The 17,140-nt window shown below is 65.1% G+C and carries 13 protein-coding genes and 1 tRNA gene; all 14 read right to left on the minus strand.

What is annotated here, in order from left to right; genetic code table 11:
* A partial coding sequence (locus AC04MD_RS19945) for an elongation factor Tu (RefSeq protein ID WP_475498952.1) occupies positions 1–765 on the minus strand: 765 nt, incomplete at its 3' end.
* 75 nt (positions 766–840) lie between these two features.
* Complete coding sequence (fusA, locus tag AC04MD_RS19950) at positions 841–2,931, minus strand: elongation factor G (RefSeq protein WP_192272447.1); 2,091 nt, start codon at positions 2,929–2,931, stop codon at positions 841–843.
* Positions 2,932–3,105: 174 nt separating this feature from the next.
* The gene (gene rpsG / locus AC04MD_RS19955; RefSeq protein ID WP_055945227.1) at positions 3,106–3,573 is read right to left on the minus strand and encodes a 30S ribosomal protein S7; all 468 of its coding nucleotides are present in this window, start codon (positions 3,571–3,573) and stop codon (positions 3,106–3,108) included.
* 12 nt (positions 3,574–3,585) lie between these two features.
* The gene (gene rpsL, locus AC04MD_RS19960; RefSeq protein ID WP_055945224.1) at positions 3,586–3,960 is read right to left on the minus strand and encodes a 30S ribosomal protein S12; all 375 of its coding nucleotides are present in this window, start codon (positions 3,958–3,960) and stop codon (positions 3,586–3,588) included.
* Positions 3,961–4,194: 234 nt separating this feature from the next.
* A complete protein-coding gene (gene rpoC, locus AC04MD_RS19965; RefSeq protein ID WP_475498953.1) occupies positions 4,195–8,427 on the minus strand; it encodes a DNA-directed RNA polymerase subunit beta' in 4,233 nt (1,410 codons plus the stop codon).
* 92 nt (positions 8,428–8,519) lie between these two features.
* Positions 8,520–12,671: a DNA-directed RNA polymerase subunit beta gene (rpoB, locus tag AC04MD_RS19970; RefSeq protein WP_475498954.1), complete on the minus strand. Its 4,152-nt coding sequence runs from the start codon at positions 12,669–12,671 to the stop codon at positions 8,520–8,522.
* A gap of 236 nt (positions 12,672–12,907) precedes the next feature.
* Positions 12,908–13,279, minus strand: coding sequence for a 50S ribosomal protein L7/L12 (gene rplL, locus AC04MD_RS19975; RefSeq protein WP_327480605.1), 372 nt, complete (start codon positions 13,277–13,279; stop codon positions 12,908–12,910).
* Positions 13,280–13,339: 60 nt separating this feature from the next.
* A complete protein-coding gene (gene rplJ / locus AC04MD_RS19980) occupies positions 13,340–13,876 on the minus strand; it encodes a 50S ribosomal protein L10 (protein WP_475498955.1) in 537 nt (178 codons plus the stop codon).
* 372 nt (positions 13,877–14,248) lie between these two features.
* Positions 14,249–14,947 (minus strand): 50S ribosomal protein L1, encoded by a 699-nt coding sequence (rplA, locus tag AC04MD_RS19985; protein WP_055945206.1) that lies wholly within the window; start codon positions 14,945–14,947, stop codon positions 14,249–14,251.
* Positions 14,948–14,950: 3 nt separating this feature from the next.
* A complete protein-coding gene (gene rplK / locus AC04MD_RS19990) occupies positions 14,951–15,379 on the minus strand; it encodes a 50S ribosomal protein L11 (protein ID WP_055945202.1) in 429 nt (142 codons plus the stop codon).
* A 199-nt stretch (positions 15,380–15,578) separates the two neighbouring features.
* A complete protein-coding gene (gene nusG / locus AC04MD_RS19995; RefSeq protein WP_475498956.1) occupies positions 15,579–16,136 on the minus strand; it encodes a transcription termination/antitermination protein NusG in 558 nt (185 codons plus the stop codon).
* 13 nt (positions 16,137–16,149) lie between these two features.
* Positions 16,150–16,539, minus strand: a complete 390-nt coding sequence (secE, locus tag AC04MD_RS20000) for a preprotein translocase subunit SecE (RefSeq protein WP_475498957.1) — start codon at positions 16,537–16,539, stop codon at positions 16,150–16,152.
* A gap of 60 nt (positions 16,540–16,599) precedes the next feature.
* Positions 16,600–16,675 (minus strand) — tRNA-Trp (locus AC04MD_RS20005).
* A 99-nt stretch (positions 16,676–16,774) separates the two neighbouring features.
* Positions 16,775–17,140, minus strand: a 366-nt coding sequence (locus tag AC04MD_RS20010; RefSeq protein WP_475498958.1) for an EF-Tu C-terminal domain-related protein, incomplete at its 5' end; no start/stop codon positions are given.

Genomic DNA, 17,140 nt, shown 5'->3' on the forward strand with positions numbered 1-17,140 from the left:
CTTCTGGGTCGGGCGGATACCGACGATCTCGATTTCCTCGCCCACCTTGATCACGCCGCGCTCGATACGGCCGGTCACCACGGTGCCGCGACCCGAGATCGAGAACACGTCTTCCACCGGCATCAGGAACGGCTTGTCGACGTCGCGCTCCGGGGTCGGGATCCAGCTGTCCAGCGCATCGACCAGCTTCAGGATCGCCGGCACGCCGATCTCGCTCTGGTCGCCTTCCAGCGCCAGGCGGGCCGAGCCCGAGATGATCGGGGTGTCGTCGCCCGGGAACTCGTACTTGCTCAGCAGCTCACGGACTTCCATTTCGACCAGCTCGAGCAGCTCGGCGTCGTCGACCATGTCGGCCTTGTTCAGGAACACGACGATGTACGGCACACCGACCTGGCGCGAGAGCAGGATGTGCTCGCGGGTCTGCGGCATCGGGCCGTCGGCGGCCGAGCACACCAGGATCGCGCCGTCCATCTGGGCCGCACCGGTGATCATGTTCTTCACGTAGTCGGCGTGGCCCGGGCAATCCACGTGCGCGTAGTGGCGCGAGGCGGATTCATATTCCACGTGCGCCGTCGAGATCGTGATGCCGCGCGCCTTCTCTTCCGGCGCCGCGTCGATCGCGTCATAGGCCTTGAACTCGCCACCGAAACGCTCCGCGCCGATCTTCGTCAGCGCCGCCGTCAGCGTCGTCTTGCCGTGGTCAACGTGACCAATCGTGCCCACGTTCACGTGGGGCTTGGTGCGTTCGAACTTACCCTTTGCCATTGTCTTCTACCTTGTTATCCGTGATTCGTGACGGGAACGCCGCGCACCGCATCCGCAGCGCGCGACTCCCAACTCTTAGTTCTTCTTGACGACCGCGTCGGCGATGTTGGCCGGCGCTTCCGCATAGTGGTCGAACTCCATCGAGAACGTGGCGCGACCCTGCGACATCGAGCGCAGCGTGGTGGCGTAGCCGAACATTTCGCCCAGCGGCACCATCGCGGCGATCACCTTGCCGGACGGACTGTCGTCCTGACCCTGCAGGATGCCGCGACGACGGCTCACGTCGCCCATCACGTCGCCCAGGTAGTCTTCCGGGGTGACGATCTCGACCTTCATCATCGGCTCCAGCAGGACCGGCTGGGCCTTGCTGAAAGCCTCCTTGAACGCCATCGAGCCGGCGACCTTGAACGCCATTTCGTTGGAGTCGACGTCATGGAACGAGCCGTCGACCGCCTTGATGGCGATATCGACCACCGGGAAGCCGGCCAGCGGACCGCTCTTCATGGCGTCTTCGATGCCCTTGCCCGCGGCAGCCACGTATTCCTTCGGCACAACGCCGCCGACGATGGCGCTCTCGTAGGAGAAGCCCACGCCACGCTCGACCGGCGACATCTCGATGACGATGTGGCCGTACTGGCCGCGACCGCCCGACTGGCGCACGAACTTGCCGTCCTGCTTGACCGACTTGCGGATCGTCTCGCGGTAGGCCACCTGCGGCTTGCCGACGTTGGCTTCCACGTTGAACTCGCGCTTCATGCGATCCACCAGGATTTCCAGGTGCAGCTCGCCCATGCCCGAGATGATCGTCTGGCCGGATTCCTCGTCCGTCTTGACGCGGAACGAGGGGTCTTCCTGCGCCAGGCGGCCCAGGGCCAGACCCATCTTTTCCTGGTCGGACTTGGTCTTCGGCTCCACCGCCATCGAGATGACGGGCTCCGGGAACACCATGCGCTCCAGGGTGATGATGTGGTCGAGCGAGCACAGGGTGTCACCGGTGGTGACGTCCTTCAGGCCCACGGCCGCCGCGATGTCGCCGGCGCGCACTTCCTTGATCTCGTCGCGCTGGTTGGAGTGCATCTGCAGGATACGACCCACGCGCTCCTTCTTCGACTTGACCGGGTTGTACACGGCATCGCCGGAGTTCAACACGCCCGAGTAGACGCGGAAGAACGTCAGCGAACCCACGAACGGGTCCGTCATGATCTTGAACGCCAGCGCCGAGAACGGCTCGTTGTCGCCCGCTTTGCGGCTGTCTTCCTTCTCGTTCTCGTCGATGCCCTGCACCGGCGGACGATCGGTCGGCGACGGCAGCAGCTGGATCACGCCGTCGAGCATGGCCTGCACGCCCTTGTTCTTGAACGCGGAACCGCAGTAGACCGGGATCACTTCCACCTTCAGGGTGCGCTCGCGCAGGCCGGCGATGATCTCGGCCTCGGACAGGTCGCCTTCGTTGAGGTACTTGTCCATCAGCTCTTCGCTGGCTTCCGCGGCCGCTTCGACCATGAAGGCGCGATCCGCCGCAGCCTTGTCGGCCAGCTCGGCGGGAATGTCGCGATACTCGAACTTGGTGCCCTGCGAAGCGACATCCCAGTGAATGTACTTCATCTTCAGCAGGTCGATGACGCCTTCGAAGCCGTCTTCGGCGCCGACCGGCACCTGCATCGGGACCGGGTACGCACCCAAGCGCGTCTTCAGCTGGTCGACGACCTTGAAGAAGTCGGCACCGGTACGGTCCATCTTGTTGACGAACGCGAGGCGCGGCACAGCGTACTTGTTGGCCTGGCGCCACACGGTCTCCGACTGCGGCTGCACGCCGCCGACGGCACACAGCACGAACACCGCGCCGTCGAGCACGCGCAGCGAGCGCTCGACTTCGATGGTGAAGTCGACGTGGCCGGGGGTGTCGATGATGTTGAAGCGGTGCTGCGGCAGGGACTTGTCCATGCCCGTCCAGAACGCCGTGGTGGCGGCGGACGTGATGGTGATGCCGCGCTCCTGCTCCTGCTCCATCCAGTCCATGGTCGCGGCACCGTCGTGCACTTCACCGATCTTGTGGCTGACGCCGGTGTAGAACAGGATGCGCTCGGACGTGGTGGTCTTGCCGGCGTCGATGTGCGCCATGATGCCGAAATTGCGGTAACGCTCGATGGGAGTGGTGCGAGCCACGACAGTCTCTCTTTTCTGATGGAGGGCCAGCGGGATGCAGGGGCCTTCCGGGAGGGCGGATCTTCAGATGGCCGAATGCCGCCTTTCGGCGGCCTTCGGAGCGGGACGCGGGAAGCGTCCCAAGGGCACCTTAGATGGTGCCGAAGGCCCTTGCTTGCAAGGGCCCGGAGGCCGTTACCAGCGGTAGTGCGCGAACGCCTTGTTCGCTTCCGCCATGCGGTGGGTCTCTTCACGCTTCTTGATGGCGCCACCGCGGTTCTCGGAGGCGTCCAGCAGTTCGGCGGCCAGTTTGCGCGGCATGGTGTTCTCGCCACGCTTGCGCGCGGACTCGATCAGCCAGCGCATCGCCAGCGCCATGCGGCGCGACGAACGCACTTCGACCGGCACCTGGTAGGTGGCACCGCCGACGCGGCGCGACTTCACTTCGACGGCCGGGGACACGTTGTCCAGCGCCTTCTCGACCAGCTCGAGGGCGTTGGGGTTCTTCTCGCCGATGACGTCCATGGCGCCGTAGACGATCTTCTCGGCGACCGACTTCTTGCCGCTCAGCATCACCATGTTGATGAAGCGGGCAATCGTCTGGCTGCCGTGCTTGGGGTCCGGCAGGATTTCACGTTGGGGGGCAGAGCCTTTGCGCGACATGATTCTTTTTCCTTAAGCCTTGGGACGCTTGGCGCCGTACTTGGAACGGCCCTGGCGGCGCTTGGCGACGCCCGAGGCGTCCAGCGAACCGCGCACGGTGTGGTAGCGCACGCCCGGCAGGTCCTTCACGCGGCCGCCGCGCACGAGCACCACGGAGTGCTCCTGCAGGTTGTGGCCTTCACCGCCGATGTAGCTGATGATTTCTTCCTGGTTGGTCAGGCGCACCTTGGCGACCTTGCGAAGCGCCGAGTTCGGCTTCTTCGGGGTCGTCGTGTAGACGCGGGTGCACACGCCGCGACGCTGCGGGCAGTTGTCCAGCGCGGGCGACTGGCTCTTGTACGTGGGGGCCTGCCGCGGCTTGCGGACCAGCTGATTGACGGTTGCCATAATGGATTCTTCGTGTGAAGGCCGAAGCCTTGTTTGACATGAAAACGAAGGCAGGCCGTATGACGGCCCACCTAGACGGAAAAGTATAGCCGGCAACCCGCCCGACCGTCAACGCGACGGAGGTGGGTGCCTGCCAACGGACTGCGATCCCGCCCTTCCTGGGCCGAAAACGAGGCGCATCCTGCGCCTCTTTTCGTGGTCTGGGACGGCCCGGAGGCCGTCAGGTAGTACGGTTTAGCTGGCGCTGGACTCCTCGCCGGCTTCGTCGGTGGCGGTCGCCGCGGCAGCAGGAGCGGCCTCGGCGCTGCCACCCGACAGGGCGTTCACTTCCGCCTCGGTCAGGCCCGAGGCATTGCGACGGCGCTGGTTGTGGTACGCCAGGCCGGTGCCGGCCGGGATGAGCCGGCCAACGATGACGTTTTCCTTCAGGCCGCGCAGCGTATCGCGGGTGCCACGGACGGCCGCCTCGGTCAACACGCGGGTGGTCTCCTGGAACGAGGCCGCCGAGATGAACGACTCCGTCGCCAGCGACGCCTTGGTGATGCCCAGCAGCACCGGATCGTACTTCGCAGGCAGCTCGTTGCGGGCCAGCAGCTTCGCGTTCTCTTCGATGAAGCGCTGCCGCTCGACCTGCTCGCCCGCCAGGAACTTGCTGTTGCCGGCGTCGGTGATTTCCACCTTGCGCAGCATCTGGCGGGTGATGACCTCGATGTGCTTGTCGTTGATCTTCACGCCCTGCAGGCGGTAGACGTCCTGGATTTCCTTGACCAGGTAGGCCGCCAGCGGCTCGACACCCAGCAGGCGCAGGATGTCCTGCGGACTCGGCTCGCCGTCCACGATGGTTTCGCCCTTGGCCACGTGCTCGCCTTCGAACACGATGATCTGGCGGAACTTCGGGATCAGCTCCTCGTGCTCCGAACCATCGGTGTCCTTGATGATCAGGCGCTGCTTGCCCTTGGTGTCCTTACCGAAGCTGATGACGCCGGAGCGCTCGGCCAGGATGGCCGGGTCCTTCGGCTTGCGGGCTTCGAACAGGTCGGCCACGCGCGGCAGACCACCGGTGATGTCGCGGGTCTTGGACGCTTCCTGCGGCACCTTGGTGACCACGTCGCCCACGCCGACGGGCGCACCGTCTTGCAGATTGACGATGGAGCGCGGCGGCAGCAGGTACTGCGCCGGCAGGTCGGTACCCGGGATGCTCAGGTCCTTGCCGTCCTTGTCCACGATGCGGACGATCGGACGCAGGTCCTTGCCCTGCGAACCGCGACGCTTCGGATCGGTGATCTCGCGCGAGGCCAGACCGGTCAGGTCGTCGGTCTTCTCGATGACGGTGACGCCGTCGACGAAGTCGACGAAGCGCACGAAACCGGCGACTTCCGACACGATCGGGTGGTTATGCGGATCCCAGTTGGCCACGGCCTGGCCGGCGGTGATCTGCGCACCGTCCTTGACGTTGATGGTCGCGCCATAGGGCAGCTTGTAACGCTCGCGCTCGCGGCCATGGCCATCGAGCACCGACAGTTCGCCCGAGCGCGACACCGCGACCAGGCTGCCGTTCGCGTGTTCGACGAACTTCAGGTTGTTGAACTTGATCGAGCCGGTCGTCTTGACGGTAATGTTGTCGACGGCCGCCGCACGCGACGCCGCACCACCGATGTGGAACGTACGCATGGTCAGCTGCGTGCCAGGCTCGCCGATCGACTGCGCGGCGATGACGCCGACCGCTTCGCCGATGTTCACGATGTGGCCGCGGGCCAGGTCACGGCCGTAGCAGTGCGCGCAGACGCCGAAGTCGGATTCGCAGGTGATGGTGGAACGCACCTTCAACGCCTGCACGCCGGCATCTTCCAGCTTCTGCACCCACGCTTCGTCCAGCAGCGTGTTGCGGGTGACGATCGGGTCCTCGTCGTTGCCCGGCAGGAACACGTCCTCGGCCACGATGCGGCCCAGCACGCGGTCGCGCAGCGGCTCGACCACGTCGCCGCCTTCCACGATCGGGGTCATGGTCAGGCCTTCGGTGCCGCCGCAGTCGACCTCGGTGATCACCACGTCCTGCGCCACGTCGACCAGGCGACGGGTCAGGTAACCGGAGTTCGCCGTCTTCAGCGCGGTATCGGCCAGACCCTTACGGGCACCGTGGGTGGAGTTGAAGTACTCCTGCACGTTCAGGCCTTCGCGGAAGTTCGCCTTGATGGGCGTCTCGATGATCGAACCGTCGGGACGGGCCATCAGGCCGCGCATGCCGGCCAGCTGGCGGATCTGCGCCTGGCTACCACGGGCGCCGGAGTCAGCCATGATGTAGAGCGAGTTCATCGACTTCTCGTTGATGGTCTCGCCCTTGGCGTTCTGCACCTTGTCGGTACCGATGGTGTCCATCATCGCCTTGGCGATGCGCTCGTTGGTGCGCGACCAGATGTCGACCACCTTGTTGTAGCGCTCGCCGGCGGTGACCAGGCCGCTCTGGTACTGCTCCTGGATCTCCAGCACTTCCTGTTCGGCTTCGCCCAGGATGCCCTTCTTCTCGGCCGGGATCAGCATGTCGTCGATGCCGATGGAAACGCCGGCGCGCGTGGCGTACGCGAAACCGGTGTACATCAGCTTGTCGGCGAACACGACCGTGTCCTTCAGGCCCAGCATGCGGTAGCTGGAGTTGATCAGGCGGCTGATGGCCTTCTTGTTCAACTCGGTGTTGACCAGCGCGAACGGCAGGCCTTCCGGCAGGATCTCGGCGAGCAGCGCGCGACCGATCGTGGTGTCCACGATGCTGGTCTGCTGGCTGCGGCCACCTTCCTCGTCGATCACGGTGCCGCTGATGCGGACCTTGACCTTCGCGTGCAGCTCGACGGCGCGGTTGTCGTAGGCGCGCTTGACCTCGGCGATGTTGGCGAACGCCATGCCCTCGCCCTTCTTGTTCTCCAGCGCGCGGGTCATGTAGTACAGGCCCAGCACGACGTCCTGCGACGGCACGATGATCGGCTCGCCGTTGGCCGGCGACAGGATGTTGTTGGACGACATCATCAGCGCGCGCGCTTCCAGCTGGGCTTCCAGCGAGAGCGGCACGTGCACGGCCATCTGGTCACCGTCGAAGTCGGCGTTGAACGCAGTACAGACCAGCGGGTGCAGCTGGATGGCCTTGCCTTCGATCAGCACCGGCTCGAACGCCTGGATGCCCAGGCGGTGCAGCGTCGGCGCGCGGTTCAGCAGCACCGGGTGCTCGCGGATGACCTCTTCCAGGATGTCCCAGACGTCGGCTTCTTCGCGCTCGACCAGCTTCTTGGCGGCCTTGATGGTGGTGGCCAGCCCACGACGCTGCAGCTTGGCGAACACGAACGGCTTGAACAGCTCCAGCGCCATCTTCTTCGGCAGGCCGCACTCGTGCAGGCGCAGGGTCGGGCCGACCACGATGACCGAACGGCCGGAGTAGTCGACGCGCTTGCCCAGCAGGTTCTGGCGGAAGCGGCCCTGCTTGCCCTTGATCATGTCGGCCAGCGACTTCAGCGGGCGCTTGTTGGTGCCGGTGATGGCGCGGCCGCGACGGCCGTTGTCCATCAGGGCGTCAACGGACTCCTGCAGCATGCGCTTTTCGTTGCGCACGATGATGTCCGGCGCGTTGAGCTCCAGCAGGCGGCGCAGGCGGTTGTTGCGGTTGATGACGCGGCGGTACAGGTCGTTCAGGTCGGAGGTCGCGAAGCGGCCGCCGTCCAGCGGCACCAGCGGACGCAGGTCCGGCGGCAGCACCGGCAGCACGGTCATGACCATCCATTCCGGACGGTTGCCCGACTCCAGGAACGCTTCCATCAGCTTGATGCGCTTGGTGAGGCGCTTCAGCTTGGTTTCCGAACCGGTGCTGGCGATGTCCTCGCGCAGGTTCACCATCTCGGCCTGCAGGTCGATCGTGCGCAGCAGGTCGTACACGGCCTCGGCGCCCATGGCGGCATCGAAATCGTCGCCGTGCTCCTGGCGCGCCTGCATGAACTGCTCTTCGGTCAGCAGCTGGCGGCGCTCGAGCGAGGTCAGGCCCGGCTCGGTGACGACGTAGGCTTCGAAGTACAGCACGCGCTCGATGTCGCGCAGGGTCATGTCCAGCATCAGGCCGATGCGCGACGGCAGCGACTTCAGGAACCAGATGTGCGCGACCGGGCTGGCCAGGTCGATGTGGCCCATGCGCTCGCGGCGCACCTTGGCCAGCGTCACTTCCGTGCCGCACTTCTCGCAAACGACGCCGCGGTGCTTCATGCGCTTGTACTTGCCGCACAGGCACTCGTAGTCCTTGATCGGGCCGAAGATGGCCGAGCAGAACAGGCCGTCGCGTTCCGGCTTGAAGGTGCGGTAGTTGATGGTTTCCGGCTTCTTCACTTCGCCGAAGGACCACGAGCGGATCAGGTCCGGCGAAGCCAGCGCGATCTTGATCGCGTCGAAGTCCAGCGTCTGGCGCTGCTGGTTGAAGAGGTTGAGCAGGTCTTTCATGGTGTTTCTCCGTCAGGAGGAATCTTTGTCGATGGCGGGTTGACCGGGGTCGATCGGCGCAGCGGCAGGTCAGTGCCGCCGCGCCACATCGGTCAGTCTTCCAGTTCCATGTTGATGGCGAGCGAGCGGATTTCCTTCACCAGCACGTTGAAGGATTCCGGCATGCCCGCGACCATCTCGTGGGCACCATCGACGATGTTCTTGTACATCTGGTTGCGGCCCTGCACGTCGTCCGACTTGACCGTCAGCATTTCCTGCAGGGTGTGCGCCGCGCCGTAGGCTTCCAGCGCCCAGACTTCCATTTCACCGAAGCGCTGGCCACCGAACTGCGCCTTGCCGCCCAGCGGCTGCTGAGTGACGAGCGAGTACGGACCGGTCGAGCGCGCGTGCATCTTGTCGTCGACCAGGTGGTTCAGCTTCAGCATGTGCATGTAGCCGACCGTGGTGTGGCGATCGAACGCCTCGCCGGTGCGGCCGTCGAACAGCTGCGTCTGGCCGCTGATCGGCAGGTCCGCGAGTTCCAGCATGTGCTTGATCTCGGTTTCCGCCGCACCGTCGAACACCGGGGTGGCCATCGGCACGCCGTCGGTCAGGTTCTTGGCCAGCGCGATCAGTTCCGCATCGCTGAACTGGTCCAGGTCCACGCGGTCCTCGCCCAGCTTCTGATCGTGGTTGTAGATCTGGGTCAGGAACTTGCGCAGGTCGGCGACCTTGGCCTGGGCTTCCAGCATCTCCTGGATCTTGCGACCCAGGCCCTTGGCGGCCCAGCCGAGGTGCACTTCCAGCACCTGGCCGATGTTCATGCGCGACGGCACGCCCAGCGGGTTCAGCACGATGTCCACCGTCTCGCCGGTGGCCATGTACGGCATGTCCTCGACGGGCACGATGGTCGACACGACACCCTTGTTGCCGTGGCGGCCGGCCATCTTGTCGCCCGGCTGGATGCGGCGCTTCACGGCCAGGTAGACCTTGACCATCTTCAGCACGCCCGGGGCGAGGTCGTCGCCGGCGGTGATCTTGCCGCGCTTGTCGGCGAAGCGACGCTCGAACTCCTTCTCGTGCGCCTGGATCTGCATCTGGGCGCGCTCGATGGCGTCGGACGCGTCATCGTCCTTCATGCGCAGGGTGAACCACTCGGACTTCTTCAGGCCGTCGAGGTAGGCGTCGGAAATCGCGTCGCCCTTCTTCAGCGTGCCCGGACCACCGTTGGCGACCTTGCCGACCAGCTGCGAGCGCAGGCGGGCGTAGATGGCGCCTTCGAGGATGCGGAACTGGTCGTCGAAGTCCTTCTTGACGCGCTTGATCTCGTTTTCCTCGATCTGGCGCGCGCGCTTGTCCTTCTCGATGCCGTCGCGGGTGAAGACCTGCACGTCGATGACGGTGCCGTCCATGCCCGGCGGCACGCGCAGCGAGCTGTCCTTCACGTCCGAGGCCTTCTCGCCGAAGATCGCACGCAGCAGCTTCTCTTCCGGGGTCAGCTGGCTCTCGCCCTTCGGCGTGACCTTGCCGACCATGATGTCGCCGGCGCGCACTTCGGCACCGATGTACACCACGCCGCTCTCGTCGAGGCGGTTCAGCGCCTGCTCGGAGACGTTCGGGATGTCGGCGGAGATTTCCTCCGGGCCCAGCTTGGTGTCGCGCGCGACGCAGGTCAGCTCTTCGATGTGGATCGTGGTGTAGCGATCCTCTTCCACCACGCGCTCGGAGAGCAGGATGGAGTCTTCGAAGTTGTAGCCGTTCCACGGCATGAACGCGATCAGCATGTTCTGGCCCAGCGCCAGCTCGCCGATGTCGGTCGAGGGACCGTCGGCCAGCACGTCGCCGCGCGCGACCACGTCGCCCACGTTCACCAGCGGGCGCTGGTTGATGCAGGTGTTCTGGTTGGAGCGCGTGTACTTGATCAGCGAGTAGATGTCGACGCCGGCATCGGTTTCGCCGGAGATCTCGACCTCGTTGACCTTCACCACGATGCGGCCGGCGTCGATCTGCTCGACCACGCCGCCACGGCGGGCGTTCACGGTCACGCCCGAGTCGCGCGCCACGGCGCGCTCGATGCCGGTACCGACCAGCGGCTTCTGCGCACGCAGCGTCGGCACGGCCTGGCGCTGCATGTTGGCGCCCATCAGTGCGCGGTTGGCGTCATCGTGCTCCAGGAACGGCACCAGCGCCGCGGCGACCGACACGGTCTGCATGGGCGAGACGTCCATGTAGTCCACTTCGCTCGGCGGCTTCAGCAGCGACTCGCCCTGGTAACGGCACGGCACGAACTGCTCGGTCAGGCGGCTCTTGGCGTCATGCAGCGCGTTGGCCTGCGCGATGACGTACTCGTTCTCTTCGATCGCCGACAGGTATTCGATCTCGTCGGTGATGGTGCCGTCCACGACCTTGCGGTACGGCGTCTCGAGGAAGCCGTAGCTGTTGGTGCGCGCGTACACGGCCAGCGAGTTGATCAGGCCGATGTTCGGGCCTTCCGGCGTCTCGATGGTGCAGACGCGGCCGTAGTGGGTCGGGTGCACGTCGCGGACTTCGAAGCCGGCGCGCTCGCGGGTCAGACCGCCCGGGCCGAGGGCCGAGACGCGACGCTTGTGCGTGACTTCCGACAGCGGGTTGTTCTGGTCCATGAACTGCGACAGCTGCGAGGAGCCGAAGAACTCCTTGATCGCGGCGGCCACCGGCTTGGCGTTGATCAGTTCCTGCGGGGTCAGGCCTTCGGACTCGGCCATCGACAGGCGCTCCTTCACGGCGCGCTCGACGCGGACCAGGCCCACGCGGAAGACGTTCTCGGCCATTTCGCCGACCGAACGCACGCGGCGGTTGCCCAGATGGTCGATGTCGTCCACGGTGCCGCGACCGTTGCGGATCTCGGTCAGGACCTTGATGACGTCAAGGATGTCCGACGTCTCGCCCAGGCTGGCGACCAGGCGCTTGGCCTCGTCGTCATTGCGCGCGCCGAAGTACTTCTTGTCGTACAGCACGGCTTCGCCGGTGGTTTCCTTGCGGCCCACGCGGCGGTTGAACTTCATGCGGCCGACGTTCGACAGGTCGTAGCGCTCGAACGTGAAGAACAGGTTGTGGAACAGGTTCTGCGCGGCATCCTTGGTCGGCGGCTCGCCGGGACGCATCATGCGGTAGATCTCGACCAGCGCTTCCAGCTGCGTCTTGGTCGGGTCGATGCGCAGGGTATTGGACAGGTACGGACCACGGTCCAGGTCGTTGACCCACAGCGTGCCCACGGCGTCCACGCCGGCCTTGCGGAACTTGGCCAGCTGGTCGTCGGTGATCTCGTCGTTGGCGGCGGCCAGCAGCTCGCCGGTGTTGGCGTCGATCACGTCGTGCGACAGGATGCGGCCGACTAGGTACTCGTCGGGCACGGCCAGCGCGGCGATGCCGGACTGCTCCAGCTGCTTCACGTGGCGCGCGGTGATGCGCTTGCCGGCTTCCACGATGACCTTGTCGCCATCGGCCAGGTCGAAGTTCAGCGTTTCGCCACGCAGGCGCTCGGCGACGAGCTCCAGCTGCACGCCTTCCGGCAGTATGTGGAAGGTGTTGACGTCGAAGAACTCATTGAGCATTTCTTCGTTGTTGTAACCCAGCGCGCGCAGCAGGATCGAGACCGGCAGCTTGCGGCGGCGGTCGATACGCGTGAACAGCGCGTCCTTCGGGTCGAACTCGAAGTCCAGCCAGGAGCCGCGGTAAGGAATGATGCGGGCGCTGTACAGCAACTTGCCCGAGCTGTGGGTCTTGCCGCGGTCGTGGTCGAAGAACACGCCCGGCGAACGGTGCAGCTGCGAGACGATGACGCGCTCGGTGCCGTTGACGATGAAGGTGCCGTTGTCGGTCATGAGCGGGATCTCGCCCAGGTAGACCTCCTGCTCCTTCACGTACTTGATGGCCTTGGTCGACGACTCGCGGTCGTAGATCACCAGGCGCACGGTGACGCGCAGCGGGGCGCCGTAGCTCAGGCCACGGTTGCGGCACTCGCGCTCGTCGAACACGGGCTCGCCGAGCTTGTAGCCGACGTATTCCAGCGCGGCGTTGCCGCTGTAGCTGGCGATCGGGAAGACCGACTTCAGCGCGGCGTGCAGGCCACGGTCCTCGCGCTTGGCGGGATCGGTGTGCTCCTGCAGGAATTCACGGTAGGAATCGACCTGGATGGCGAGCAGGAACGGGACCTCGAGGATCGACCGCTGCTTGCCGAAATCCTTGCGGATGCGCTTCTTTTCGGTGAACGAATATGTCGTCATGTGACTGTGCCTTTGGCAGCGTGGGGCGCGCGTCCGCGACCGCACGGGGGACATTCTTTCGAACGGGGGAATTTCCAGTTGGAAGTCGCTGGTATTGCCGGCACCAGCACGCCTTCTGCCGCTACTTCCAACTACAAACTCGCGTTTACATCGCTACGTCTTGAAACGACCGAAGGCCAGGGGCTTTCGCCCCCGGCCTCGGGTTGTCGCCTGAGTTAACTGGCGACGGATACGACTTACTTGACTTCGACGCTCGCACCAGCGGCTTCGAGATCCTTCTTGAACTTGTCGGCATCTTCCTTCGACACGCCTTCCTTCAGCACGCCGCCGGCCTCGGTGAGGTCCTTGGCTTCCTTCAGGCCCAGGCCGGTGATGGCGCGGACAGCCTTGATGACGTCGACCTTCTTGGCACCGGCGTCCTTCAGGACGATGGTGAACTCGGTCTGCTCTTCGACCGGGGCGGCGGCAGCGGCCGGGCCGGCAGCAGCGGCGACCGGGGCGGCGGCGGAGACGCCGAACTTCTCTTCGATGGCCTTGACCAGCTCCATCACTTCCATCAGGGTCTTGCCGGCAATGGCGTCGACGATCTGTTCGTTGGAAAGGGACATTGTGTTTACCTTTGGAAATTATCTGGGATTAGGGTTCGTAGAACCGTAAAGACGTCGAACTCAGGCTTCGGCCGGGGCTTCGGCAGCGGCTTCCGCCGGCGCTTCGCCACCACCCTGCTGGTCGGCCACGGCCTTGACGGCGCGAGCGAACATCGAGGCGGGTTCGGCCAGCACGCGGGCCAGCATGGCCAGCGCCTGATCACGGGTCGGCAGCGAAGCCAGCACGTCGACATGGCTGGCCGGATACAGCTGGCCACCCACGGAGACGACCTTCGGCTGCAGCTTGTCGTTACCCTTGGCGAATTCCTTGATCAGGCGGCCGGCAGCGCCGGGCTCCTCGGTCGAAAACGCGTACAGCAGCGGACCGACGAGCTTGTCCTGGACAACCTCGAACTCGGTACCGGCGATGGCGCGCACGGCCAGCGTGTTCTTGACAACCTTCAAGTACACGCCGGTCTCGCGGGCCTTCTTGCGCATCGCGGTCATCTGGGTGACCGTGGTGCCTGCGTATTCGGCAGCGACCAGGGAGTGCGCCTTGGCGGCGACGTCTGCCAGTTCGGCGACTACTTCTTGCTTCTGGGACAGATTGAGAGCCATACACTCCTCACTAATTGACTCCGCTTGCGGCTCCTGCCGCTCGCGGTCCTGGACGGCGTCCATCCTGGATGCCGGGGACTTGCGGTCCCGTCGGTGGCCTGTCTGACTGGCCGGCCTTGCGGTCAGCACCAGAAAACTTCCAGAAGGCGGCACCATCTGCGCAGGCGCACTCCCTTGCGGGGGTGGATTAAGCGATCCCGCTAGCCACGACGGCGATTCCCTGCCAACACGAGCCTCCGTGCCCGTCGTCGTTGCGCGCTGACCGCACCTGCGGTCTTTGACGGCTGTCGCTTGCACCGGAAACCGGCCTGGGCGACTGCCCTCAAAATGCTGTTGCGCCCTGCCCCGCGTCGCGGGGCAAGGGTGATGCGATTACTTCAGGGACAGCGAGGACTGGTCCACGGTCACGCCGGGGCCCATGGTCGAGCTGACCGAGATCTTCTGCAGGTACTGGCCCTTGGACGTGGCCGGCTTGGCCTTCACCAGGTCGATCAGCAGCGCCTGCAGGTTCGACTTCAGCGCTTCGTCCTCGAAGCTGGCCTTGCCGATGGTGCAGTGGATGATGCCCGCCTTGTCGGTGCGGTAGCGCACCTGACCCGACTTGGCGTTCTTGACCGCCTCGGCCGGGTTCGGCGACACGGTGCCGACCTTCGGGTTCGGCATCAGGCCGCGCGGGCCCAGCACCGTACCGAGCTTGCCGACCACGCGCATCGCGTCCGGCGTGGCGATGACCACGTCGTAGTTGATGTCGCCAGCCAGCATCTTCTCGGCGAGGTCGTCCATGCCGACGGCTTCGGCACCAGCGGCGGCGGCTTCGTCAGCCTTGGCGCCGGCCGGGGCGAACACCGCCACACGGACCGACTTGCCGGTACCGGCTGGCAGCACGGTCGAACCGCGCACCTGCTGGTCGGACTTCTTGGCATCCACGCCCAGACGCACGGCCACGTCGACGGACTCGACGAACTTGGACTTGACCGCGGTCTTGATGATCTTCAGGGCCTCGTCAATGGCGTACGCCTTGCCGGGGGTCACGGCGGCCAGGATGGCCTTCTGTCGCTTGTTCTGTGCCATCTCTTAACCCTCTACCGTCAGGCCCATGGAGCGGGCGGAACCCGCGATCGTGCGCACCGCTGCGTCCAGGTCGGCCGCGGTCAGGTCGGGTTCCTTCGCCTTGGCGATGTCCTCGAGCTGCTTGCGGGTGACCTTGCCCACCTTCTCGGTGTTCGGGCGCTTGGAGCCGGACGTGATGCCAACGGCCTTCTTCAGCAGGATCGACGCCGGCGGCGTCTTCGTGATGAAGGTGAAGGTACGGTCGGAATAGGCCGTGATGACCACGGGAATCGGCAGACCCGGCTCCAGCTTCTGCGTGGCGGCGTTGAACGCCTTGCAGAATTCCATGATGTTCAGGCCGCGCTGACCCAGCGCAGGACCGACCGGCGGCGAGGGGTTGGCCTGACCGGCCTTCACCTGCAGCTTGATGTAACCGACAACTTTCTTTGCCATGTGAGTACTCTCCGGGTGCAAGCGCCTGGGTTACAGGCTCCCCATCGGACCGGGAAAATCACGCGTCCCGGCATCGCGTTTTCTCGAACGCGCCATGGCCACCCTAGGGCGGCCATGGCTCCTGCCCGGCATCGCCGTCAGGGAGCCGCGCAGTATATCAGGGTTTTACGGCCCCGGCTGAATACGCCGGGCCACCAGATCAGGCCTTCTCGACCTGTCCGAATTCCAGCTCCACCGGGGTAGAACGGCCGAAGATCAGCACTGCGACGCGCAGGCGACTCTTCTCGTAATTGACTTCTTCGACCACGCCATTGAAGTCGTTGAACGGGCCATCGGTGACGCGGACCATCTCGCCCGGCTCGAACAGCACCTTGGGCTTGGGCTTCTCGACCCCTTCCTGCACGCGGTCGAGGATGGCAGCCGCCTCCTCGTCGCGGATCGGCAGCGGACGGTCGGCGGTGCCACCGATGAAGCCGAGCACCTTCGAGGTGTCCTTCACCAAGTGCCAGCTCTCGTTGTCCATGCGCGGGATGCCACCCTCGTCATGGGTCTCGATCTGGACCAGCACGTAACCGGGGAAGAACTTGCGCTCGGAACGGCGCTTCTGGCCGGAGCGCATTTCCACGACCTCTTCAGTCGGGACCAGGACGTCGCCGAACTTTTCCTGCATTTCGTCGCGGACGATGCGGTCGCGGAGGGCCTGGGCCACCGACTTCTCGAAGCCCGAGTAGGCATGGACGACATACCAACGCTTCACTGCGGCACTCTCCTCAACGACCAAAATTCAGGAACAGCTCGATCGCTTTCTGGATGCCGAAATCGAAGGCGGCCAGGATCAGGCTCAGGATGATGACCACGATGACGACCACCCAGGTCGTACGGGTCGCTTCCTCGCGGGTCGGCCACACGACCTTGCGCAGCTCGAAGCGCGACTCGGCGAGGAACTCGCGCGTATCGCGACCCTTGCCCGTCTGCAGGAACACCAGTGCGCCGAGCACCAGACCCGCCACCACCGCCAGCGAACGCACCGGCGTGGCCCACTGGCCATTGAACCACCACCATGCGACCAGACCACCCACGACCAGCGCGAGCGCCAGCACGTACTTGGCGATGTCGGCTGCAGGCGTGCCGGCTTTGGATTGTTCGACCTTGCTGTTCAAGTCAGTTGTCGCTCTTTGCTTTGGGGAGTGCCGGGGACCCGGACTCCGCGGGGAAGGAAGTGGCACGCCAGGAGGGACTCGAACCCCCAACCTGCGGTTTTGGAGACCGCTGCTCTGCCAATTGAGCTACTGGCGTATCGATTTAACGCAACCTTCCCTTAGACGGCGAAGGCGGACCGAGGTTCCGGTCCGCCCTTGTCGCTGTCCGGCGAGTCCTCGCCGGGACCGCAGGGGCTTACTTGATGATCTTGGCCACCACGCCGGCGCCGACCGTACGGCCGCCTTCGCGGATCGCGAAGCGCAGGCCTTCGTCCATCGCCACCGGGTTGATCAGGGTGACCACCATCTTGATGTTGTCGCCCGGCATCACCATCTCCACGCCTTCCGGCAGGGTCACGGCGCCCGTGATGTCGGTGGTGCGGAAGTAGAACTGCGGACGGTAACCCTTGAAGAACGGGGTGTGGCGGCCGCCTTCGTCCTTGCTCAGCACGTAGACTTCGGCTTCGAACTCGGTGTGCGGGGTGATCGAACCCGGCTTGGCCAGCACCTGGCCACGCTCCACGTCGTCACGCTTGGTGCCGCGCAGCAGCAGACCGGCGTT

It is taken from the genome of Pseudoxanthomonas sp. LjRoot206, assembly GCF_056175725.1.